We start from the raw sequence: 21,100 nt of genomic DNA on the forward strand, positions 1-21,100 counted from the left end.
CTTTCCCATGCCCTGGACCTTGTGGAATTCTCTGTTCCGATACTTTAAAGTACAAGGAAATCGCTTGCTAAGCCTGCGCATGCCCTGAGGTGAGGTGCGTCTTGGGCCGTCCCGAACGACCGGTGGACCCAGGCGCCGGGCCCCTCCAGCGCTTCGCGCACGAACTGCGGTCGCTTCGCAGGGACGCCGGGTCACCGTCGTACCGGACGATGGCCCAGCACACCGGCCTCTCCGTGACCGCCCTGTCGCGGGCCGCCTCCGGCGAGCGGCTGGCGTCGGCCGCGGTGGTACGGGCGTACGCGCGGGCCTGTGGAGCGGATCCGGACGAGTGGGAACGCCGTCGGGAGGCCGTCGCCGAGGAGGCGGCGCCGCAGGGGGCGGAGGAGGGGGACTCGCCCTATCAGGGGCTGGCGAGGTTCGAGCCGGGTGACCGAGACCTGTTCTTCGGCCGGGACCGGTTGGTCGAGGACGCGTTGCGGCTGGTCGTGGACCACCGGTTCGCGGCGCTGCACGGCACCTCGGGCAGCGGTAAGTCCTCACTTCTGCGGGCCGGGCTGCTGCCGCGTCTGGAAGACCTGATCAGGGAGCAGGCCTGCGACATGGAGCTCCGGCTGATCACGCCGGGCGCCCGGCCCGCCGCCACCCACGAATGGCTGCTCGATCCGGCGCCGGACGGGCCGGAACGGTTCGTGGTGGTGGACCAGTTCGAGGAGGTCTTCACGCTGTGCCGGGACCGGGCCGACCGCTGGCGGTTCGTGGACCGGCTCCTGGCCGCCGCTGAACCGGCGAGCCGGCTGCGTGTGGTCATCGCGGTAGGCGGCAGCTTCCTCCCGCGGTGCGCAGAGCACGACGGTCTGGCCCACGCGCTACGGCACCACGCCCTGGCCGTCCGGCCCATGACACGGGCGGAGTTGCAGGAGGCGGTGGTCAAGCCGGCCACGGCGGCCGGGCTGCGGGTGGAGCGGGAGCTCACCGCCCGGATCGTCGAGGAGGCCGCGGACCGGCCCGGCGCGCTGCCGCTCCTCTCGCAGGCCCTGCGGGAGACCTGGCGAAGACGGACCAGCGGTGTTCTGACGCTCGCCGCGTACGAGGCGGCGGGCGGGATCAACGGCGCTATCGCCGCGGCCGCCGAAGAGGTCTACGGCCGCTTCTCACCCGTCCAGGCCGACACCGTACGGCGGCTGCTGCCGGCGCTCGTCACCCCCGGCGAGGGCAGCGCCGACACCCGCTGCCCGGTCAGCCTCGCCGACCTGCGCGAGTGGCCCGACCCCGAGCTGCCGGTCGTCCTGGAACGACTCGCCGCCGCCCGGCTCGTGCTCCTGGACGAGGGGAACGTCGAACTCGCCCACGAGGCCCTGATCACGCACTGGCCGAGGCTCCAGGCGTGGGTCGAGACGAACCGGGAACGGCTGCGCGAGCGCCGGCGCCTCAGCGAGGCCGCGCGGCTGTGGAAGGAGCGCGACCACGACCACGGCAGCCTCTACCGGGGAACCCATCTCGCCGTGGCCGACCTGCTGTTCGACCGGGGCACCGGCGACCAGGACCTCACCGGGCGGGAACGGGCCTTCCTCAGCGCCTCCCGGGTCGCCGACTCCATGGAGTGCTGGAAGGCGAGGCGGATACGACGGCGGATGCGGGCACTGGCGGTGGCGTGCACCGTCGTCGTGGTGGGCGCGCTTCTCGCCGCGCAGATCGCCTGGCAGCGCAGCAACACGGCCGACCTGGAGAACATACGCGCCACGGCCCTGGAAGCCGCCGCTCTCGCCGCTCAGACCCGGTCGGTCGATCCCCGTACCGCCGCCCTGCTCAGCGTCGCCGCCTGGCGGCTCGCCCCCTCCCCGGTCAGCCGTGCGGCCCTGATCAGCGCACTCGCCGAACCCGAGGACGACATCCTCACCGGGCCGGTACTCGGTGACGACGACCGTGCCTTCCTCGTCGACTCGGGTCGCACCCTGCTGGTGGCGGGGACCGGCACCTGGTCCTCGTGGGACGTGGCCACGCACAGCCCCACCGGATCGGGTCCGCTGCCGGACGGCCGGGTGGCCGCGGCGGATCCGGCGGGCCGGACCCTGCTGACCGGCGGTGGGCACCTGTGGCACCTGACCGCGGGGACCGGTACCGGTCCTCCCGTGACGGGTGGCCGGGTGCTCGGCTTCGGGGCCGACGGGCACAGCTATGTCGTACGGGACTCCGGGCCGGACCCCGAGGTGCGGCTGCGCGCGGTCGACGACGGCAGGACGTTGTTCGAGGCGGCGGGCGACGGCTATCCCGTCCCCTCGCCCGATGACCGCCTGGTGGCCGTCTGCCGGCCGGACCGGCCGCTGGAGGTGTGGGGCACCGCCCGCCGTGTGGCCAGGCCGGGCGACTGGGAGACCCGCCGGGCGGCGGGCTGCTCCTCGGGGACCGTCGCCTTCGGCGCGGACGGCGCACGGCTCGCCGTGGTCACGGACACCGGCGTGCGCGTCTGGGACACGGCCACCGGGCGGCGACTCGCCGACCTCGCCGGGGCGGTGGTCACCGGGCACCTCGCCTTCACGCCGGACGGAGCGTTCCTGGCGGCGTCCGGCCCCGACGGCGTCACCGTCTGGCGGATCTCGGCACCCCGGCTGCCGGTGCTGAGCCGGACGGGGCCCGGCAGCTCCGTCACCGCCCTCGCCTGGGACCCCGCCGGCCGCGCCCTGCGCTTTCTGACGGGCAGCACCGTGCACTCCCTCGACCTCGCATCCACCCTGGACTCCCCATGGCGCGCGCGCCCCGTGGACGCCGTACGGCTGAGTCCGGACGGTCGGCTCCTCGCGACCGCGGAGCGGACCGCGGCCGGCTACCGGCTCCGTCTCCAGGAGACCCGTTCCACCCGCCTTGTCGCCGAACTGCCCTTCCCTCGACCGGCCGCCGACCCCGCCGGGGCCTCCCGCCCACTGCTCGCCTTCAGCCCGGACAGCGGCAGCATCGCCTACGGCATCACCGGGGTGCCAGGACCCGTGCCCACCGCTCGGTTCGCCGTCCGCGACGTATCACCGGCAGGCCGTGGGGGCACCTCGTTCGACGTGACGGGTCCGGCCGCGTCCACGGCCCGTGCGATCGTCCTCACCGCGCGGGGCCGGAAGCTGCTGGTCGGCTGGGGCACGTCCGCGGGCTCGCTCGTCGGGCAGATGTGGGACACCTCGCACGGGACCCCGTGGGCGCGGTCGGACGGTCCGGAGGTCGTGGGCAAGGAGGCCATGACCGCGGGGTTGGCCGGCCGGGTGGCCATAGCGCCTGTCGGGCCCGACCCGCACCCCTCGTTCATCGACGGAACGCAGGCGTACGAGCTCGCGATCAGTACCGGCGGCAGGCAGGTGGCGACGGGCGGGGCCTTCGGCACCGTCACCGTGTGGGACACCGGAGCGGACCGGGACCCGGGGGCGGTGATCCCCGCGCCCTCCGCCGTCGCCGGTTGCGCCGCCTGCACGCGGATCACCGCCCTGGCCTTCGGCCTCGACGGCACCACCCTCGCCGTCGCCTACGGCTCGGGAGCCCTGCGACTGTGGGATCTCAGGACGAACCGGCTTCTGGGCGACAGCCCGGACACCTCGGGTGACGTGATCGACTCGCTGGCCTTCGGCGCCGACGGCTACCTCTACGCCGCCGGCCTGCACGTCTCCGTCCAGGCCTACCCCGTGGACCCCGAGCAGGTCGCCGCCCGGCTCTGTGTCCGCGCGGGGCGCTCCCTGACCGTCGCCGAGTGGCGGCGCTACCTCCCCGGCGTGTCCTACCGGCTCGTCTGTGACGGGCCCAGCCCGGACGACGGGTCAGCGCGGGCCGTGACCGAGGCGGCCCCCGGCCTCGTCGAGCCCGCCCGCACGCCGCCACCGCCTTCGCCACCGGCTACGGCCGTGTTCCCGGGCGCCGCCGACGAGCGGAAGCCCTCGTCCGTACCCGATCCCCGGCGCCGGGCGCGCGCGGAGCACCGTGCGGGGGAGAACCGGGCGGCTTCGGGCGAGAACGGCAGGACGGGAAAGCGGGCCGGGAAAACTCCGCCGACGCTGCGGAACACACCCCGGCCTCCGCACGGAAACGCAGGCGACACCGAGCGGCGGCATACCGGTCGGTAGGGTCGTCGATTGCGTTGTTTACCCCTCTGACCTGCATTGATGAACAATTCCGAGGCTCTGAGAGTGGATGTCGAACGGTCCGCTCCACCGCTGCCGACTTCCCCCCGGTGCGGTAGCGGCGCGGTCGCCGTGCCGGCCCTCACACCCCCGAGGGCCGGCAAAAAGAAGCGCATGAACAATTCCCGGATTTTCTTCAGCCGAGCTTCCCCGGCAGGGGGAAGCCGACTTCCACTGGAGTATTCGATGCGATTCGCACTCCGCGCCACCACCCCCTCCCGCCGCATCGCGCGCAGCGCCGGTGCCGTCGCGGCCCTCGCTCTGGGCGCCTCCCTCATGGCGGCCCCGCAGTCCTACGCCGACAGCAGCCCCTCCGTCGCGCAGCTCCTCCAGGCCTGCGGCTCGGCCGACCTGTGCAAGTTCCACCCGCAGAGCTACACCGCGTACACCGGCCCGGAGCACGTGATCGGCACCCCCGCGTACAACTGCGGTCACGAGATCAACCCCAGCACCGTCAGCTGGTCGGACACGACCTCCGCCACGAACACGGTCGGCGTCGCGATCACGGCGTCCGCGAAGTTCTGGGAGGTCTACGAGGTCTCCGTCGAGGCCTCGTACTCCCACTCCTGGACGGCCTCGCACACCGACACCGACTCCAAGACGGTCAACATCCGCCCCGGATACAAGGGCTGGCTCGAGCGCGGCACCGCCAAGCAGAAGGCCACGGGCTGGTACGAGTTCCACTTCGGCAAGCGCTACTACGGCCACTACATCTGGTACATCAACAACTACCAGGCGGCGGGCTGGGACGGCGACCACCCCAACAACGGCTACGTCACCATGAAGGACAGGCCCATGACGTCCGCCGAGCGCTCCGCGCACCACTGCTGAACCGTCCCGTAGGACAGCGGGCGGCCCGGCGCAGGCAACGGACCGCGCCGGGTCGTCCGCCCCCACAAGAAGTGGTGTTCCGTGATGCCAGACAGTCGTCTTCGTCCGCGTGCCGCCGTAGCGGCCACCCTGTGCTCGCTGCTGTTCCTCACGGGCTGCGGCGGCGCGGCGAAGGGAAACAGTGCGACCGCCTACGCGGACGAGGTGGGGCCGACGGTGATCGGCACCGACGGTTCGCCCGAGAGCCGCGTGGTGGCGGCCCTGTACGGCGAACTGCTCGCCGACGCGGGAGTGAAGGTGCGTACGGCGAGCACCCGTTACTCCTCGCCCGCCGACACCACGCGGGCCGTGGCGGAGGGCCGGCTCGGCCTCGCGCCCGCCTACGAGACCGCGACGCTGCGCGCCCTGCCCGCGGCCCAGACCCTGCCCGGCAACATGGCCGCCACCCTCAGCATGGCCCTGCCCCCGGGCATCGACGCCCTGCCGCCCGCGCGGGCACAGAACGGTGTCGTCCTCGCGGTCACCCGGGCCACCGCCCGCAAGCACGGCCTGCGCACCCTCGCCGACCTCGCGAAGGCCGGCCGCCTCACCCTCGGCGGCCCCGCCTCCGGCGACCCGGACGCCCCGTCGGCCACCTGGCTGCGGAAGGCCTACGGCACCCACCTCACCGAGACCGGTACCTCGGCCACCGCCGACGTCCTGGTCCTGCACGGCACCGACCCCGTCATCACCCGGGACGGCCTGGTCGTGCTGACCGACCCGAAGAACGCCCTGCCGCCCGAGCATGTCTTCCCGCTCATCGGCGCCCCCTATGCGGACCTGGCCGCGAGCAAGGCTCTGGCCCGTCTCAACTCCCGGCTCACCACAGCGCGGTTGGCCGCACTGGCCGCCTCCGTCGACGGCGGGGCGTCCCCGTCCGGCACGGCTCGGACATGGCTACGGTCCAACGGCCTGCTCGGCTGAGCCCTCCTCACCCTCCTCGCAAGCGAAAGGCACCCCCGACATGGGCAACCTCCGCAGAAAGCTCACCATCGCCGCGCTCGCCGTGGCCTCCGCCACCGGTGTCCTCGCGGCGCCCGCGACGGCCAGCGCCGCCACCGCCAACGTGCAGATCCAGATCTGCAACGACAACGGCTCCGCCCTGAAGTTCTTCCTCGTCGGCTACAACGACCAGGGCGACTGGGTCAACTCCCGGTTCTGGGACGTCCCGGCCAACGGCTGCACCACGGCCTGGAACTACTGGTGGCAGACCAACAGCTCGGTCGAGCTCCACTACGTGCGTCCGCCGGCCGGCTGGACCTGGCACCAGGTGTACGTCCCGAAGTCCAAGAACGGCCGTACCTTCACCTACCACCAGGGGTAGGCACGACCACCGCCCGCCCCGGGAGGCCCGTTGCGACAGGACGTCGGCAAAGGTGCCCCCGGGGCGGGCGTAGCGTAGACGGCATGTCGAAGTACGGATCGTTCCCCGGTACGCGTCCTCGGCGGTTGCGTACCACCCCCGCCATGCGCCGCATGGTCGCCGAGACCCGGCTGCATCCGGCCGACTTCATCCTCCCGGCGTTCGTCCGTGAGGGGGTGAGCGAGCCGGTGCCGATCGCCGCGATGCCCGGAGTCGTGCAGCACACCCGGGACAGCCTGAAGAAGGCCGCTGCCGAGGCCGTCGCGGCCGGGATCTCCGGGATCATGCTCTTCGGGGTGCCGGAGGAGTCGAAGAAGGACGCTCTCGGGACGCCGGGCACCGACCCCGACGGGATTCTGCAGGTCGCCCTCCGGGACGTGCGGGCCGAGGTCGGTGACGAGCTGCTCGTGATGTCCGACCTGTGTCTCGACGAGACGACCGATCACGGGCACTGCGGGGTGCTGGACGCGCAGGGGCGCGTCGACAACGACGCCACCCTCGAGCGGTATGCCGAGATGGCCCAGGTGCAGGCGGATGCCGGTGCCCATGTGGTCGGGCCCAGCGGGATGATGGACGGGCAGATCGGGGTCGTGCGGGATGCCCTTGATCAGATCGGGCGGGAGGACGTCGCCATCCTCGCCTACACGGCCAAGTACGCCTCCGCGTTCTACGGGCCGTTCCGGGAGGCCGTCGGGTCCTCGTTGCAGGGGGACCGCAAGACGTACCAGCAGGATCCGGCGAACGCGCGGGAGTCGCTGCGGGAGCTCGCCCTCGATCTGGAGGAGGGCGCCGACATGGTGATGGTCAAGCCGGCCGGGCCCTATCTCGACATCCTCGCCCGGGTCGCCGACGTCTCCGACGTGCCGGTCGTCGCCTACCAGATCTCCGGCGAGTACTCGATGATCGAGGCCGCCGCCGAGAAGGGCTGGATCGACAGGGACCGCGCGATCCTGGAGGCGCTGACCGGTATCAAGCGGGCCGGGGCGCAGAACATCCTCACCTACTGGGCCACCGAGGTGGCGCAGAAGCTCGGCTGACGCGGCCGCCGCGCGGCGTGTCACGGCAACGGTTCGAGCTCGGTCCGGATACGGGCGGAGCTCGTTCCGGCCAACGCCCGGACAACAACGCCCACTTCGCGCGGTGATCTTCTGGTGTTCTGTCCGTAATTCGCATCCGGGTGTGGTGGATTTGTCGGGCCGCGTCGAGCCTTCGGCTTGATGGACCGCTTACATCCGTCGAATTGACGAGTTCCCGACATCCTCCATATCTTCTGCGCCTGGCCTGATCCATTCGGAACGGTTCCGAACGGCGATCTATGGGGGGACACCACCATGAGCTGGTTCATCGAGGCACTCAAGAAGTACGCGGTCTTCAGCGGGCGTGCGCGCCGCAAGGAATACTGGATGTTCGCGCTGTTCGCCGGGATCATCTACGTGGTGTTCCTCGTCCTCGGCCTCGTCACCAAGCAGACGTGGCTCGTGGCCATCCCCTACCTCGGCTTCCTGCTGCCCGGCCTGGCCGTCACCGCGCGCCGTCTGCACGACACGGGCCGCAGCGGCTGGTGGATCCTGTTCGGCTTCGTGCCGCTGGTCGGCGGCATCACCCTGTTCGTCTTCTCGGTGCTGGACAGCGAGCCGGGCGACAACAAGTACGGCCCCAACCCGAAGCTGGCCCCGGCTCACGTGTGATGCCGTAGCTCTGCTGCGAGGCCGCCCGGTCAGTTCCGGGCGGCCTTCTGGCTTTCCACGGGGGTGAGGGCCGCCGCCCTGTCCTTGGCCGGGCCCTCGTCGCGTACGCCCTGGCCGTCCTTGCAGCCTGTCAGTGTGAGGGCGAGGAGGGTCAGGAGGGCGAGGGCGGTCGTGGTGAGCCTGCGGGGGGTGCGGGGGGTGCGGGGGGTGCGGGGGGTGCGGGGGGTGTCGGGTCGGGTGGGCATGGGATCAGGCTGCGGGGGAGCCGGGGCGTTCGCCAGACCCTGGCGGGGGATTCGGGACGGCCTTGTGCCGGAAGCCTCGTTGACCTGCGCGGACGTGGTTTCCCAAGTCCCCTGTGCGGGACGCGGGACGGGGTGTGTCGTGCACTGGGCACCATCAAGTCGCCCCGGGAGTTTGGTTCTTGACCATCGCGGTGGTGGTCCGTCGTAGGACCGACGCATTCACCACCGACGCATTCACAGGGGAGACGCCCATGTCCGGTGACGCGCTGAGCCAGGACCCGGCCGAGCTGGCCAAGAGGATCGACACCACCAAGGCACATCCGGCCCGCGTCTACGACGTCTTCCTCGGCGGCAAGGACAACTACCCCGCCGACCGCGCGGCGGCCGCCGCCGCGCTCGCCGCCAACCCGCGCGGGTATCTCGACGTACGCCACAACCGCGACTTCATGCGCCGGGCCGTCGACAGGCTGGCCTCGCGGGACGGGATCCGGCAGTTCCTCGACATCGGCACCGGGCTGCCCACCGCGGAGAACGTCCACCAGATCGCCCAGCGGATCCGGCCCGACTCCCGGGTCGTGTACGTCGACAACGACCCGGTGGTGCTGGCGCATGCCCGCGCGCTGCTCACCAGCGGGCCCGAGGGGCGTACGGACTACATCGACGCCGACTTCAAGAGCCCCGCGCAGATCCTCGAACAGGCCGCGAAGACCCTGGACTTCGACCAACCGATCGCGCTGTGCCTGGTCGCGCTCCTGCACTTCGTCGAGGACGACGAGGCCTATCCGATCGTCCGCGAGCTCGTGGAGGCGCTGCCCGCGGGAAGCCGGGTCGTGCTCAGCCATCTGACCGACGAGATGCACCCGGAGCCCACTCGCGCGGTCCAGCGGACCTACACCGAGCGCGGGTTCACCTTCGTGTTCCGGTCCAAGGCGCAGGTGGAGCGGTTCTTCACCGAAGTGCCGGGGCTGTCGCTGGACGAGCCCGGTGTGGTGCCCGCGCACCTGTGGCACCCCGGGCCCGCGCCCGCGCCGCCCGCCATCGACGGGGAGGACTTCGAGTCCCTCGACGACATCGAGAAGATCCGCTACCGCGACATCAACGACGTCACGGACGACGACATCAACGTCTACGGGGCGACCGGCACCAAGGCCTGAGCGGGTGGAGCGGGTGCCCGGCGTCCGTATCGCGGAAAGGTAATTGTAGGCGGCACTCAGTTCCCTAGGCTGCGCTGCACCAGTCGTCGCAGTCAGCAGTCGAAGGAGCCGTGCCATGACGGTGCCCACGTTCGCTTCCGTGCCGCCGCTCGCCGCCCGGGCCCGGTCGGTCGGTGGGTCGCCGGTACGGGACATCCTCGCCGTCACCGCCCGCCCCGAGGTGATCAACTTCGCGGGCGGGCTGCCGGCGCCCGAACTGTTCGACGCCGAGGGGATCGCGGAGGCGTACCGGGCGGTGCTCGCCGAGATGCCCGAGCGGGCGCTCCAGTACTCGACCACCGAGGGCGAGCCCGTGCTGCGGGCGGCCCTGGCGGAGCGGATGTCGGTGCGCGGGCTCGCCACCGACGCCGACGACGTCCTCGTCACCACAGGGTCGCAGCAGGCACTGTCGCTGCTCGCCACCGCGCTGATCGAGCCCGGGGACACCGTCCTCGTCGAGAGCCCCTGTTACCTGGCCGCACTTCAGGCCTTCGGGTTCGCGGGCGCCCGGGTGGTGGCCGTGCCGGGGGACGACGAGGGGCCCGATCCCGCGGCGCTGGAGGAACTCGTCGTGCGGGAGCGGCCCAAGCTGCTCTACACCGTGCCCACCTTCCAGAACCCGACCGGGCGGACCATGTCCGCGGGGCGCCGGGCCGCCGTCGCGTCCGTGGCCGCGCGGTGCGGCCTGTGGATCGTCGAGGACGACCCGTACGGCGAACTCCGCTTCGAGGGCGAGCGGGTGCCGTGGATCGCCGCCCACGAGGAGGTCCGCGACCGGGTCGTGCTGCTCGGGTCCTTCTCCAAGGTCATGGCCCCCGGCTTGCGGCTGGGCTGGCTGCGGGCGCCCGGCGAGCTGCGGCGGGCCTGCGCGGTCGCCAAGCAGGCCGCCGATCTGCACACCCCGACCGTCAACCAGCTCGCCGCGGCACGCTACCTGGCCGACCGGGACCTCGACGCGCATGTGCGCCGCGTCGCGGGCGTCTACGGCGAGCGGCGCGACGCCATGCTCGCGGGGCTGGCCGGGGCCCTGCCCGAGGGGTCGGCCTGGACGCGGCCCGAGGGCGGCATGTTCCTCTGGGCGCGGCTTCCGTCGTCGTACGACACGGCCGCGCTGCTGCCGCAGGTCGTGACGCGGGATGTGGCCTACGTCCCCGGGGCGCCCTTCTACGCCGGTGAGCCCGACCGCTCGACCCTGCGGCTCTGCTTCGTGACGCAGACGCCGCAGGAGATCGGTGAGGGGCTGCGGAGGCTGGGAGAGGGACTGCGGGGCGGCCCGGCCGGGGTGTGAGACGTGTCAGCCGAAGGGTGAGACGGACGGGGAGGTCCAGAAGGTCACGGTCGGGCCGTAGGCGCCGTCCTCCTCGTCGCTGACCTCGACGGTGATCTCCAGGTCGGGGTACCGGGCGGACAGGACGCCCTGCCAGCATTCCCCCAGGGCGAGCGCGAGTTGAGGCAGTTCCTCGCCGAGTTGATCGTCGTCCGTGAGGGCGGTGTTGTTGAAGGTGCCCCACAACTCGACGTGATTGACGACGACTTCAATTCGATTTCGATCGTCACCCAGCTTCGTGAACCAGTCGTCGACAGTGCTCTGACGGAATCGCTCCTTGAGGAACACGCAGCCGCGGTACTCGACCGTCTCGGGGCAGAACAGCCAGGCCGCGGCCAGGACGAAACGAAGGCCGCCCTCGAAGTCGAGGTAGTTGTCCGGGTCGAGATCCTCGTTCTTCCAATCGGTCCGCCACCTTTTGAAGAAGGCCGGTAGCTCACGCTCGGACCACGACGGTTTGATGCTGCTCACGGGATCTCCCAGGGGAACGCGGTGCGCACGTCCTTCGACTCACCCACAAAGACTTGCCCGGTCTTGGGGTTGGTATTGTGCACCATTTCTACGACATGTGGTGTGTCCACCCCGTTGTGCGCCGCCCCCTCCACGTCCACTCGCTTCAAGGCGCGACCTTCGGAATCGTAGGTGGAGTAGCTGGTCACCTTGCCCGTCTGCGGATCGGTCTTGTACAGGGTCCCGTTCTTCGGACCGTTCTCCTTCGGAAGCTTGAGGCCTCCGCGGCCGGAGCCGGTACCAGTGCCCTCGTACTTCTGGCCGTTCTTGATCAGATCGGACGCCGGCGGCTGTGAGGAGCTGCCGGTGCCGGAGCCCTCGCTGTTCATGCGCAGGGGTTCGACCCGGGAGTCGCTCGTGGCGTGCTGGGCGAGGTCCACGGCGCCGGCTCCCGCCAGGCCGACGCCCGTGGCGATCCCGGCGGCGGACACCACGTTGAGGGGTACGCCGGCGACGGCACCGATCCCGGTGGCGTCCAGGGCGACGCCGAGACCTTCGCCGCCGGCGCTGACGCCCGCCAGGAGCATGCCGCCGAGCATCGCCGCGCTGTCGCCGGGGTGCTGGACCATGGCGTTGCCGAAGGAGGCGAGGTCGTTGACGACGGTCTTGCCGCCGTCCAGCAGGCCCTCGCCCACGTCGCCGAGGACGTCGCCGACCTTGGACCAGAATCCCGGGCGCTCCGGGGCGGACTCGGTGGCCTTCCGCACCAGCGCGGCCGCGGTGTGTCCGGCGGTGTTCACATTGCCGCGGGCGGTGTCGAGATCCGCGCGGGCGGCGGCACGGTCCGCTTCACCGGGGTCGTTGAAGGGGATCTCGGTGGTGTCCCCTTTTCCACGCGCCTCGGTGACCTGCCGGTCGTGTTCGTTCTTGGCGTTCGTGGTGGCCGCCTCGCCGCGCGCGTACCGGGAAATGGCGTCGGCGGCGCGCTGCTGGGCCGCGCGCAGGGTGTGCAGGTAGTCGTACAGGGCGTTCGCGGCGGCGTGGAACTCGTTGCCCGCCTCGGTCCATCGGGCGGGCTGGCCGTGGAAACGGTCCCGGAAGGCGTCCCCGGCGGGGCCCCGCCAGCCGTCCACGGTGTCGATCTTCGCCAGTCCTTCGCCGGCCTCGATGAGGACGTCACCGTAGGCGAGCAGGGACTGTGCGGTGGTGGTCAGGGAGTCCGGTGAGCCGGGGACGAGCGCGCGGGGGTCCGACGTCTCGCCGAGCTCGGCCATCAGGACGCCCCCGGGTCTGTTCCGGACGGCGACTGGAGAATGCCCTCGGTGGAGAGCTGGATGTGCTCCTCGGCCGCTTCGTAGTTCGTGACGCAGCGGTTCAGCCGGTCGGAGACCTCGGAGCCGTCGGAGGCCAGGTGCGTAACGCCGATGTTCCACCGGTCGGTGAAGTCGACGATCGCGGAGGCCAGTTCGTCGTGCCCGAAGTCGCCCTTGGGAACGTCGATGTCGCTCACCTTCTTGGTGGCCATCGCGTCCAGCGTGGTGCTGATCCCGGAGGCGGCCTTGCGCAGCGCGCCGAGGTCCACAGAAAAGCCGTCGGCCATGCTGAGCGCCCTCCCCCTGTTAAGGACCGCAAACGAGAAGGGAGTTTAGCGACGGATTCCGTGAGTCGAGACGGGAGGGGGTGACTTGAAAGGGAATTTGCTTATGGGAGACCTTTGGTTTGCCTTTCAGTCCCACCAGAAGGACCAGACGCGTCGGCCCAGCACCGCGTGTTCGGCGTACGCGCGCAGGGTCTCGTGATCGCCCTGGGTGATGTTGTCCGGGCAGAACGCGAAGTGCTCGGCGGCGACGGCCTCCGCCTCCTCCCTTGTCGTGGGCGGGGCTGCGACGGACACGGTCAACTGGTCGAAGCCGAGCGCGATGACCCGTATGCCGAAGCGGTCCTCCCAGTCGCGGAGGATCGCACAGATACGGGCTGTGTCGCCCTCGTAGTTCATCGGACCCGTCCACCCGATCGCCGCCGGGATGTCCGCGCTGCGGCGGGCCGGGACAAGGGCGAGACGGGGCTCCTTGAACCACGATCCCTCGTCGAGGAGCGCGTCGGCGGTATCGGCGGCCCGGGTGTCGGGGTCCGCGGGGAAAGACTCCGGGGCCGGGGCCAGACCCGGCCAGGTCTCGTCGTAGGGGGCGACCGTCTCGTCGAGGTCGTCGGGCTCCTCGACCGCGTACGCCCAGTACTCCGCCAGCAGTTCCTCCGGGTCGTGATCCCCGGGGTACGACATCTCCCCGGGCATCAACTCCCACTCCTCCGGCCCGCCCTGCGTACCGCCGACGTCTATCAGCACCGGCAGCAGCCCGGTCCGCGCGGCCGGTGTCCCGAGCGCGGTCCACGCCCCGGAGGACGCGGCGTACTCGGCATGCCACAGCAGCGGTTCGTGCCAGGGGCCCTCGTCGGTCGTGTCGATCAGTCTCCCCAGAGGGAGTCCAAGTCCGAGCGAACGACCGCTCGGGTCTGCCGCGAGGGTGGGCAGCGGGTTGGGAAGAGTCGCCATGTCAGTGACTGTAGGGGCCGCCACTGACAATGGCCGACGGTGCGCTACTTGAGGGCGGTGGTGAAGGCGGTCCAGGTGGTGGGGGTGACCTGGAGGGTGGGGTCGGGGTTCTTGGAGTCGCGGATGTGGATGGCTTCGGGGCAGGTGGCTACTTCGACGCACTGGCCGCCCTCGCTGCTGCTGTAGGTCGACTTGAACCACTGAAGTGCGGTGCTCATAGCTCTCCTAGCAGACGGTCCAACCAGCTTCTGGAGTCCTCGATGGTGAGGGCCTGAGTCCGCAGCATCGCATATTTGCGCGCGAGGATGGACACCTCATCCGCGTTGGATACCCACTGGCTGCCGCGCTGGGACTCGGTGTAGGCGAGGTGCTGGTGGTCGGGAGTCTCCAGGAGCGTGAAGGGGCCCGCGTCCCCCGCATGCGATGTGCGGTTCAGCGGCAGGATCTGCAAGGACAGGCAGGGGAGTTCGGAACACTCGCGCAGAAAGCGCAACTGGTCCAGGTGCGTCCCGCGGCCGCCCGTAGGCATGAGGAGCGCGGGCTCCCAGACGACGAAGCTCAGCGTCGGCGGGACCTTGCGGTGGAGGATCTCCCGGCGGCCGACGCGCGCGGCGACCTTCGTCTCCAACTCGTCGGCGTCGTACGCCGGAACACGTCCACCCAGCAACGCGCACGCGTACGGCTCGGTCTGGAGCAACCCCGGTACCACCAGGGCGTCGTACCAGGACAGGGCGATGGCTTCGCGCTCGTGCTCGGCGTACAGCTCGGCCCACATCGGGAACTGGTCGATGTCCGGCAGGTTGGCCACCCCCGCCGCCAACATCCCCTTCGTCTCCAGGACTTCGTCCAGCAGCGCGGCCAGGTCCGGTTTCAGCGTCCGCCTGCCCTGCTCGATCGACGCGATGGTCTCCTCGTCGACGCGGACGAGGTCGGCGAGGACGGTCTGGGTGTGGCCCGCGGCGCGGCGGGCCGTGCCCAGCTGCTTGCCCAGCATCTTCATGGACGTGAGGTTCTTCGGCCGCGGTGGCTTCCTGGCGCTCATGCAGGTCTCCATCCCCCTCGGGGCGCGTACGTCACCGGGTGTGAACCCGTACAAAAAATCTGTACGGGTTCACCGAGTGATCAACGGTAGTCACTCTCCGCGACTCTCGTCCCGTGAACGAGACGACCCAACTACCGCTCCTGCGCGAGAGGTTCTTCCGCCGCGAACGCCGGACCGCGCAGGCCGCCCGCCGTTTCACGACCGAGGCCCTGGCCGGCTGGGGCCTGGCGGAGACCTCGCGGGCGGACGACGTACTGCTCTGCGTGAGCGAACTGGTGACGAACGCACTGCTGCACGGCGTACCGCCCGGACGCCAGTTGCGGCTGTTCCTGCGGTACGACGTGAGCGCCCTGGTCGTCGAGGTGCACGACAGCGGGGGCGGCGTGCCGCACCTCGTCCCGGAGCGGGACGAGGGCGGCCGGGGGCTGCTGCTGGTGGCCGCGCTGAGTGACAGGTGGGGGGTGCGGGAGCGGGAGCCGGGGAAGGCGGTGTGGTGCGAGTTCGCGCTGGCGTAGCCCTGATGACAGTGGGTCCCGATACCTTGGGTTTCAGTACGACCTAGGGGGACGGGATGGCCGACCAGCCAGTGCTCGCGCAGTTGCACTTCGGGCGTGAGGACGCCGAACGGGACGCGACCGACGGGCTGTTGTTCCGCGGGGGGTTCTTGCCGAACGCCGCGTACCGGGGCGCGCTCAGTGGGCGCAAGATGCTCATCATCGGGCGCAAGGGGTCCGGGAAGAGCGCCATCTGCATGCAGTTGATGTCCGACGGCGAGGGCGGGCACCGGGGCGGCAAGGTGCTCGTCACCCCTGACGAGGCAGCGGGGGAGGAGATCCGGCGGTTCGAGCTGCAGGGGCTGCCGGGGGACTCGGCCAAGGCGCTGATCTGGCGGTATGTCTTCGCCGTGCATGCCGCCCGGCACCTCGTCGATCATGCCAAGGGCGCACACGGCGGCGGCCACAAGACCGACTCCGTCAAGGCGTTAGGGCGGTTCCTCAAACAGAACGGCGAGGCGCCGGGAGGGGGCGGCCGGCTGGTGGAGCGGCTGGCGCAGGGTGCCCGCGGGCTGCAGACCTCGCTGTCCCTTGAGGCCTTCGGGGTCAAGGCGAGCGTGGACCTCGCCCAGTCTCCGTCCGAAGGGGCCCGCGCGGCGAGGCAGTTGGAAATCGTCGAGCAGGGCGTGGCGAAGGCCTTCGGCGATCTGGGCTGCGACGGCGTCGTACACCCACCGCTCCTCCTCATGGTCGACCAGCTCGAACAGGTGTGGTCCGCCGAACCGGACAGCAACTCCATGGTGATCGGGCTGCTGCTGGCGGCCAAGCACGCGGCGAGCCTGTACGGCCGTTCGGTGCGGTTCCTGCTGTTCCTGCGCGCCGACATCTACGACTCGCTGTCCTTCGGGGAGGGCGACAAGTTCCACGGTGACGAACTGCGGATCGCCTGGACCGAACAAGCCTTGCGAGGACTCGCATTGGCGCGGGCGCGGTGTTCCATCGGGGAGGAACTGACAGAGGAATGGCTGTGGAAGGAGCTGTTTCCCCAGACGGTGGGTGGCGAGGAGATCACCGCGCACCTCTTCGGCCGCTGTCTGCCGAGGCCCCGTGACGCCATCCAGTTCCTGAACCTCTGCCAGGAGAAGGCATGGCTGGACCATGAGCGGGACCGGATCACCGAGGCGGACGTGGCGCAGGCGGGTCGCCAGTTCTCGGAGTGGAAGCTCAAGGACCTCACTTCGGAGTATCTGGTCGCGCACCCCTTTCTCCGGAACCTCTTCCCGCTGTTCCAGAACACCGGATACGTCGTCACGCGCGCCGCGCTCACCCGCCGCTTCGAGGCCGCCGCCCAGACCCTCCACCACGACTTCCCGGCGTACGCCGACGCGTTGACGCTGCCCGGGATCATCGACGTGCTCCACGGAGTCGGGTTCCTCGGGGTGCGGCGGGGCAACGACGTGGTGTACGCCGGTGACGACGGGCTGCCGGTCCAGCCGCACGAGACGGAGTTTCAGGTCCACCCCTGCTTCCGGGGGGCGCTCGGTGCGACGACCGCCTTCGATCTGCGGCGTTATGAGTGCCAGTTCGCGGACGCGCGCATCGCGTCGGGCAACTACAGCCCCGGCGCTTCGGGTTCGTCCTCGCTCAACCGGGACGACAGGCTTCTGATGCAGCTTGCACGCTCCTGCCACTCGATCCTCGCGCAGGTGGGGCGGGCGGTGGCGCTGACGCGGGACGTCCGCGACGAGATCACCCTCCAGGTCAACCGCGTCCTGGACGAGGTCAACCGCATCCCTCCGGGAGCCGCCGCGTCCGTGGGCGTCGACGTGGACGACTACCTCCTCACCGCTGCCCACTACTTCACGGGCCTCGCCGCCGAACTCCGCGCCGGCGGCCTGGAGGAGGGCACGGGCGTCGGTGACGTGGCGCGGCGCGTGGAGGAGGAAGTACGGCGGTTGCGACGGTCGGCGGGTGGGTCGTACGGCAGCTCGGGGGACTCGTCGGGTTACTGAAGGGGCCATACTCGTAAGGGATGTGCGGGTCTGGCCGCCGACGGGGGAGGGGACCGGTGCAGGGCGTACTGCTCGACGAACGGTTTCGGATCGGCCACCGGCTCGGTGCCGGCGCCATGGGGCAGGTCTGGGCCGCTCAGGACGAGCGGATGCGGCGGAACGTCGCGGTCAAAGTTGTCCATCCGCAGTACGGCATGGACGAGGCGGAGACTCAGGCCCGATTCCAGCGTGAGGTACAGCTGGCGGGGCGGCTGGCCCACCAGAACATCGTCACAGTGCACGACTGGGGCGAGGTGTCCGTGGACGGGCGCCCCACCCTCTTCCTCGTGATGGAGCTCGTGCAGGGCGTGCCCCTTCACCGGCGGTTGAAGGAGTCCACGCCGTCGTGGCCGCTCGCCGTTGGGTGGGCCGCGCAAATCGCGGAGGCGCTGCACGCGGCGCACGCCCAGGATGTCGTCCACCGGGACATCAAGCCGGCCAATGCGCTGCTCACGCCCAACGGGACGGTGAAGGTCCTTGACTTCGGGGTCGCGAAGTTCATGGGCGAAACCATCGGGGCCCGCGAACTGACCGTCACGGGTATGCCGGTCGGATCCCCGTCGTACATGTCTCCGGAACAGGCCGACGGCGACAAGGCGATCGACCACCGCAGTGACCTGTACTCCTTGGGATGCCTCCTGTACCACGCGGTGACGGGCCGGCCGCCGTTCACGGGGACCAGCCAGTGGGCCGTACTCCGCAAGCAGATGCAGGACGCGCCGGAACCACCCGCGTCCCGGGTCGAGGGCTTGCCGGTCCCGCTGAACGACCTCATCCTGAACCTGCTCGCCAAGCGCCCGGACGACCGCCCGGCGGATGCCGCCGTCGTCTACGAGCAGCTGAGCACCTTCCTCGCCGACCACGCCGTCACCGAGCCCGGCGGAAGCATTCTGGACACCACGCAGCTGGGAAACAGGCACTCCGTGTCGGGACGGCTCCTGAAGCGGGCGTGGGAGTTGTTCCAGTGGACGGAGTGGGACAGGGCGAGGCAGCGGGCGGAGACGGAGGCGGTTCGTTCGGAGGCCGAGCAGCTGTTGCGCCGTGCCCGCACTGAGGCCGAGCGGCTGCTGGACGCCGCGTCCAGTCAGGCCCAGGAGGCCCTCGAATATGCCGAGCGACTGGCCGGCGAGGCGGCGAAGGTCAACGCCGATCCGCTCGTCGAGGACGCTCGGGCCGAGGCCGAGAAGATCCTCGCCGAGGCACGCGAGATCGGGAAGACGCTCAGAGGCGAGGTGGCGGAGGAGGCCCGTCGGCTGAGCGGCGAGGCCGAGCAGCTGCGCGCCGACGCGGTCGCCGAGGGCGAGAAGATCCGCGCGGAGGCCCGCAAGGGGGCCGTCCAACAGATCGAGGAGGCGGCCAAGACCGCCGAGGAGCTGCTCTCCAAGGCCAAGGCGGACGCCGACGAGCTGCGCCAGAGCGCCACCACGGACAGCGAGAACGTCCGCAGAGACGCCATCGAGCGCGCCACCACGCTGCGGCGGCAGGCCGAGGAGACCCTTGAGCGCACCCGGCGAGCGGCCGACGAGCACAGGGCCGAGGCGATCGACGAGGCGGAACGTACGGTCGAGGAGGGCAAGCGTGAGGTGGCGGTTCTAGAGCGCCGCCGTGAGCTCCTCAATGGGGAAGTCTCCCGTATCCAGGGATTCCTGGAGCTGCTCGAAGGGCCCGATGAGCGCTACTACCAGGTCTTCAAGCGGCAGTCGATCGAGGGTGGCCTACCCACCTGGGACCAGTTCAGGGAGCAGGTGAAGGCGGTGTACGGCGACACCCTTTCGGAGGATGACGCCGTACCCATGGTCAACCGCTTCGCCAGCCGTGTCACGGCTGAACTGGAGGAGGACCACATCGCGTAGGGCCGACCGGTCAGAGCCTCTCGGGCGTCCTGATCCCCAGCAGGGCCATGCCCTGGTGCAGGGTGCGGGCCGTCAGGTCGCACAGGAACAGGCGGTTCTCCACCTGGGCCGGGGTGTCGGCCTTGAGGACCGGGCACTTGTCGTAGAACGACGTGTACAGGGAGGCGAGCTGGTAGAGGTACGCCGCCAGCTTGTGGGGGGCGTACTCCGCGGCCGCCTCGAAGACCGTGCCGCCGAACGCGTCCAGGTGCAGGCCCAACGCCCGCTCCGCCTCGGCCAGTTCGAGCTCCGGGTGGGCGGACGGCCGTACCTCTCCCGCCTTGCGCAAGATCGACTGGATACGGGCGTACGCGTACTGGAGGTACACGGACGTGTCGCCGTTCAGCGAGACCATCTGGTCCAGGTCGAACTTGTAGTCGCGGCTGGGGGACGTGGACAGGTCGGCGTACTTCACCGCGCCGATGCCCACCTGCGCCGCCCGCTCCTGGATCTCGTCCTCGGTGAGGTCGAGCGCCTTCTCGCGTACGACCTCCGCCGCCCGCTGCACCGCCTCGTCCAGCAGGTCCTCCAGCTTGACGGTCTCGCCCTCACGCGTCTTGAACGGCTTGCCGTCGGCGCCGAGCACCGTGCCGTAGCCCATGTTGTGCGCGGTGACCTCGTCGGTCAGCCAGCCCGCTCGCCGGGCCGCCTCGAAGACCATCTTGAAGTGCAGGGACTGGCGCACGTCGACGACGTACAGGAGCGAGTTCGCGTGCAGGTCGGTGACCCGGTTCCTGATCGCCGTCAGGTCGGAGGCCGCGTAGCCGAAGCCGCCGTCCGCCTTCTGCACGATCAGCGGGACCGGCTGGTCGTCCTTGCCGCGGATCTCGTCGAAGAAGACGACCAGCGCGCCCTCGGAGCGGACCGCGACGCCCATCTCCTCCAGGAGGCGGGCGGTCTCGGGCATGCCCTCGTTGTACGCCGACTCGCCGACGATCTCGTCGTCGCGGATCTCCATGTCCAGCTTCTCGAAGACCGAGTAGAAGTAGACCTTCGACTCGTCCACGAACTGCTGCCAGAGTTCGAGCGTCTCCTTGTCGCCGGACTGGAGGGCCACGACCCGCTTCCGCGCCCGCTCCTTGAACTCCTCGTCGGAGTCGAAGACCACACGGGACGCCTTGTACACCCGGTTCAGGTTCGACATGGCCTGCTCGCCGTCGACCTCGTCCGGGGGGGCCAGCTCGCCCGGGTTCTCGATCAGGTACTGGATGAGCATGCCGAACTGGGTGCCCCAGTCGCCGATGTGGTGCCGGCCGATCGTCCGCTCGCCGGTGAAGTCGAGCATGCTCCGCAGGGCGTCACCGATCACCGCCGAGCGCAGGTGCCCGACGTGCATCTCCTTCGCCACGTTCGGCTGGGCGTAGTCGATCACCGTGACACCGGGCTGGTCCTTGAGCGGAACGCCGAGACGGTCGCCGTCCTCGTACCGCGCGGCCAGGTTCTCGGTGATCGCCCTGTCGGTGAGCGTCACGTTCAGAAAGCCGGGACCGGAGACCTCGACGTCCTTGATCACGTCACCCGTGACGATCTGCGCCACGACCTGCGTCGCCAGGTCCCTCGGGTTCGCCTTCGCCTTCTTGGCGAGCGCCAGGATGCCGTTCGCCTGGAAGTCGGCCCGGTCGCTGCGTCGCAGCAGTGGGTCCGCGGAGGCCTCCGGCAGCGTGGCGGAGATCGCGGAGCCGAGCTGCTGGTTGACGGAGTCGCTGAGGGACGTGACCGGGGCCATGGGAGTGGGTGCCGTTCTCCTCGGGGGATCAGATAGACACCGTCAGTATCCCATGGG

19 protein-coding genes are annotated in these 21,100 nt (G+C 70.4%); 11 read left to right on the forward strand and 8 right to left on the reverse strand.

Features of this window, described 5'->3' with window-relative positions; all coding sequences use genetic code 11:
- Nucleotides 1–122 precede the first annotated feature (122 nt).
- The 6 genes from ABZT93_RS00090 to ABZT93_RS00115 all read left to right on the forward strand — a co-directional run bounded on the left by ABZT93_RS00090 (nucleotide 123) and on the right by ABZT93_RS00115 (nucleotide 8,072).
- Entirely contained in the window at nucleotides 123–4,094 is a 3,972-nt protein-coding gene (locus ABZT93_RS00090; RefSeq protein ID WP_356096604.1) for a WD40 repeat domain-containing protein, read from the forward strand.
- 243 nt (nucleotides 4,095–4,337) lie between these two features.
- Nucleotides 4,338–4,982: a hypothetical protein gene (locus tag ABZT93_RS00095; RefSeq protein WP_356096607.1), complete on the forward strand. Its 645-nt coding sequence runs from the start codon at nucleotides 4,338–4,340 to the stop codon at nucleotides 4,980–4,982.
- 84 nt (nucleotides 4,983–5,066) lie between these two features.
- Nucleotides 5,067–5,945 (forward strand): glycine betaine ABC transporter substrate-binding protein, encoded by an 879-nt coding sequence (locus ABZT93_RS00100; protein ID WP_356096610.1) that lies wholly within the window; start codon nucleotides 5,067–5,069, stop codon nucleotides 5,943–5,945.
- Between the two features lie 40 nt (nucleotides 5,946–5,985).
- Entirely contained in the window at nucleotides 5,986–6,345 is a 360-nt protein-coding gene (locus ABZT93_RS00105) for a hypothetical protein (protein ID WP_356096613.1), read from the forward strand.
- 83 nt (nucleotides 6,346–6,428) lie between these two features.
- Nucleotides 6,429–7,421 (forward strand): porphobilinogen synthase, encoded by a 993-nt coding sequence (hemB, locus tag ABZT93_RS00110; protein WP_356096616.1) that lies wholly within the window; start codon nucleotides 6,429–6,431, stop codon nucleotides 7,419–7,421.
- Between the two features lie 294 nt (nucleotides 7,422–7,715).
- Entirely contained in the window at nucleotides 7,716–8,072 is a 357-nt protein-coding gene (locus ABZT93_RS00115; RefSeq protein WP_356096618.1) for a DUF805 domain-containing protein, read from the forward strand.
- A gap of 29 nt (nucleotides 8,073–8,101) precedes the next feature.
- On the opposite strand, the gene ABZT93_RS00120 is transcribed toward ABZT93_RS00115, so the two are convergent.
- Nucleotides 8,102–8,317: a hypothetical protein gene (locus ABZT93_RS00120; RefSeq protein ID WP_356096621.1), complete on the reverse strand. Its 216-nt coding sequence runs from the start codon at nucleotides 8,315–8,317 to the stop codon at nucleotides 8,102–8,104.
- A 251-nt stretch (nucleotides 8,318–8,568) separates the two neighbouring features.
- Here ABZT93_RS00120 and ABZT93_RS00125 point away from each other — a divergent pair, with 251 nt between their 5' ends.
- Nucleotides 8,569–9,471: an SAM-dependent methyltransferase gene (locus ABZT93_RS00125; RefSeq protein WP_356096623.1), complete on the forward strand. Its 903-nt coding sequence runs from the start codon at nucleotides 8,569–8,571 to the stop codon at nucleotides 9,469–9,471.
- 115 nt (nucleotides 9,472–9,586) lie between these two features.
- Nucleotides 9,587–10,798, forward strand: a complete 1,212-nt coding sequence (locus tag ABZT93_RS00130; protein ID WP_356096626.1) for a PLP-dependent aminotransferase family protein — start codon at nucleotides 9,587–9,589, stop codon at nucleotides 10,796–10,798.
- Nucleotides 10,799–10,804: 6 nt separating this feature from the next.
- On the opposite strand, the gene ABZT93_RS00135 is transcribed toward ABZT93_RS00130, so the two are convergent.
- The 6 genes from ABZT93_RS00135 to ABZT93_RS00160 all read right to left on the reverse strand — a co-directional run bounded on the left by ABZT93_RS00135 (nucleotide 10,805) and on the right by ABZT93_RS00160 (nucleotide 14,880).
- Complete coding sequence (locus tag ABZT93_RS00135; protein WP_356096629.1) at nucleotides 10,805–11,308, reverse strand: hypothetical protein; 504 nt, start codon at nucleotides 11,306–11,308, stop codon at nucleotides 10,805–10,807.
- Nucleotides 11,305–12,561 carry a putative T7SS-secreted protein gene (locus ABZT93_RS00140; RefSeq protein WP_356096632.1) on the reverse strand — a complete coding sequence of 419 codons (1,257 nt, stop codon included), beginning with the start codon at nucleotides 12,559–12,561 and terminating at the stop codon, nucleotides 11,305–11,307. The genes ABZT93_RS00135 and ABZT93_RS00140 overlap by 4 nt, the downstream gene beginning before the upstream one ends.
- Entirely contained in the window at nucleotides 12,561–12,887 is a 327-nt protein-coding gene (locus ABZT93_RS00145) for a hypothetical protein (protein WP_356096635.1), read from the reverse strand. The genes ABZT93_RS00140 and ABZT93_RS00145 overlap by 1 nt, the downstream gene beginning before the upstream one ends.
- A gap of 126 nt (nucleotides 12,888–13,013) precedes the next feature.
- On the reverse strand, nucleotides 13,014–13,838 hold the full coding sequence (locus ABZT93_RS00150; protein ID WP_356096638.1) for a DUF4253 domain-containing protein: 825 nt from the start codon (nucleotides 13,836–13,838) through the stop codon (nucleotides 13,014–13,016).
- 44 nt (nucleotides 13,839–13,882) lie between these two features.
- The gene (locus ABZT93_RS00155; RefSeq protein ID WP_356096641.1) at nucleotides 13,883–14,056 is read right to left on the reverse strand and encodes a DUF397 domain-containing protein; all 174 of its coding nucleotides are present in this window, start codon (nucleotides 14,054–14,056) and stop codon (nucleotides 13,883–13,885) included.
- The gene (locus ABZT93_RS00160) at nucleotides 14,053–14,880 is read right to left on the reverse strand and encodes a helix-turn-helix transcriptional regulator (RefSeq protein ID WP_356096644.1); all 828 of its coding nucleotides are present in this window, start codon (nucleotides 14,878–14,880) and stop codon (nucleotides 14,053–14,055) included. Before ABZT93_RS00160 ends, ABZT93_RS00155 begins: the two co-directional genes overlap by 4 nt.
- A 113-nt stretch (nucleotides 14,881–14,993) precedes the next feature.
- On the opposite strand from ABZT93_RS00160, the gene ABZT93_RS00165 reads away from it, so the two are divergent.
- From ABZT93_RS00165 to ABZT93_RS00175, 3 genes are read left to right on the forward strand one after another with little or no spacing between them, the layout of a single operon-like run.
- Complete coding sequence (locus ABZT93_RS00165) at nucleotides 14,994–15,395, forward strand: ATP-binding protein (protein WP_356096647.1); 402 nt, start codon at nucleotides 14,994–14,996, stop codon at nucleotides 15,393–15,395.
- A gap of 56 nt (nucleotides 15,396–15,451) precedes the next feature.
- The gene (locus ABZT93_RS00170; protein WP_356096650.1) at nucleotides 15,452–17,386 is read left to right on the forward strand and encodes a hypothetical protein; all 1,935 of its coding nucleotides are present in this window, start codon (nucleotides 15,452–15,454) and stop codon (nucleotides 17,384–17,386) included.
- 56 nt (nucleotides 17,387–17,442) lie between these two features.
- Nucleotides 17,443–19,278: a protein kinase gene (locus ABZT93_RS00175; protein ID WP_356096653.1), complete on the forward strand. Its 1,836-nt coding sequence runs from the start codon at nucleotides 17,443–17,445 to the stop codon at nucleotides 19,276–19,278.
- Nucleotides 19,279–19,288: 10 nt separating this feature from the next.
- On the opposite strand, the gene argS is transcribed toward ABZT93_RS00175, so the two are convergent.
- Nucleotides 19,289–21,043: an arginine--tRNA ligase gene (gene argS / locus ABZT93_RS00180; protein WP_356096655.1), complete on the reverse strand. Its 1,755-nt coding sequence runs from the start codon at nucleotides 21,041–21,043 to the stop codon at nucleotides 19,289–19,291.
- Nucleotides 21,044–21,100 lie beyond the last annotated feature (57 nt).

Origin of the sequence: Streptomyces sp. NPDC005303, from assembly GCF_040607335.1 — a bacterium.
Lineage (GTDB): Bacteria > Actinomycetota > Actinomycetes > Streptomycetales > Streptomycetaceae > Streptomyces.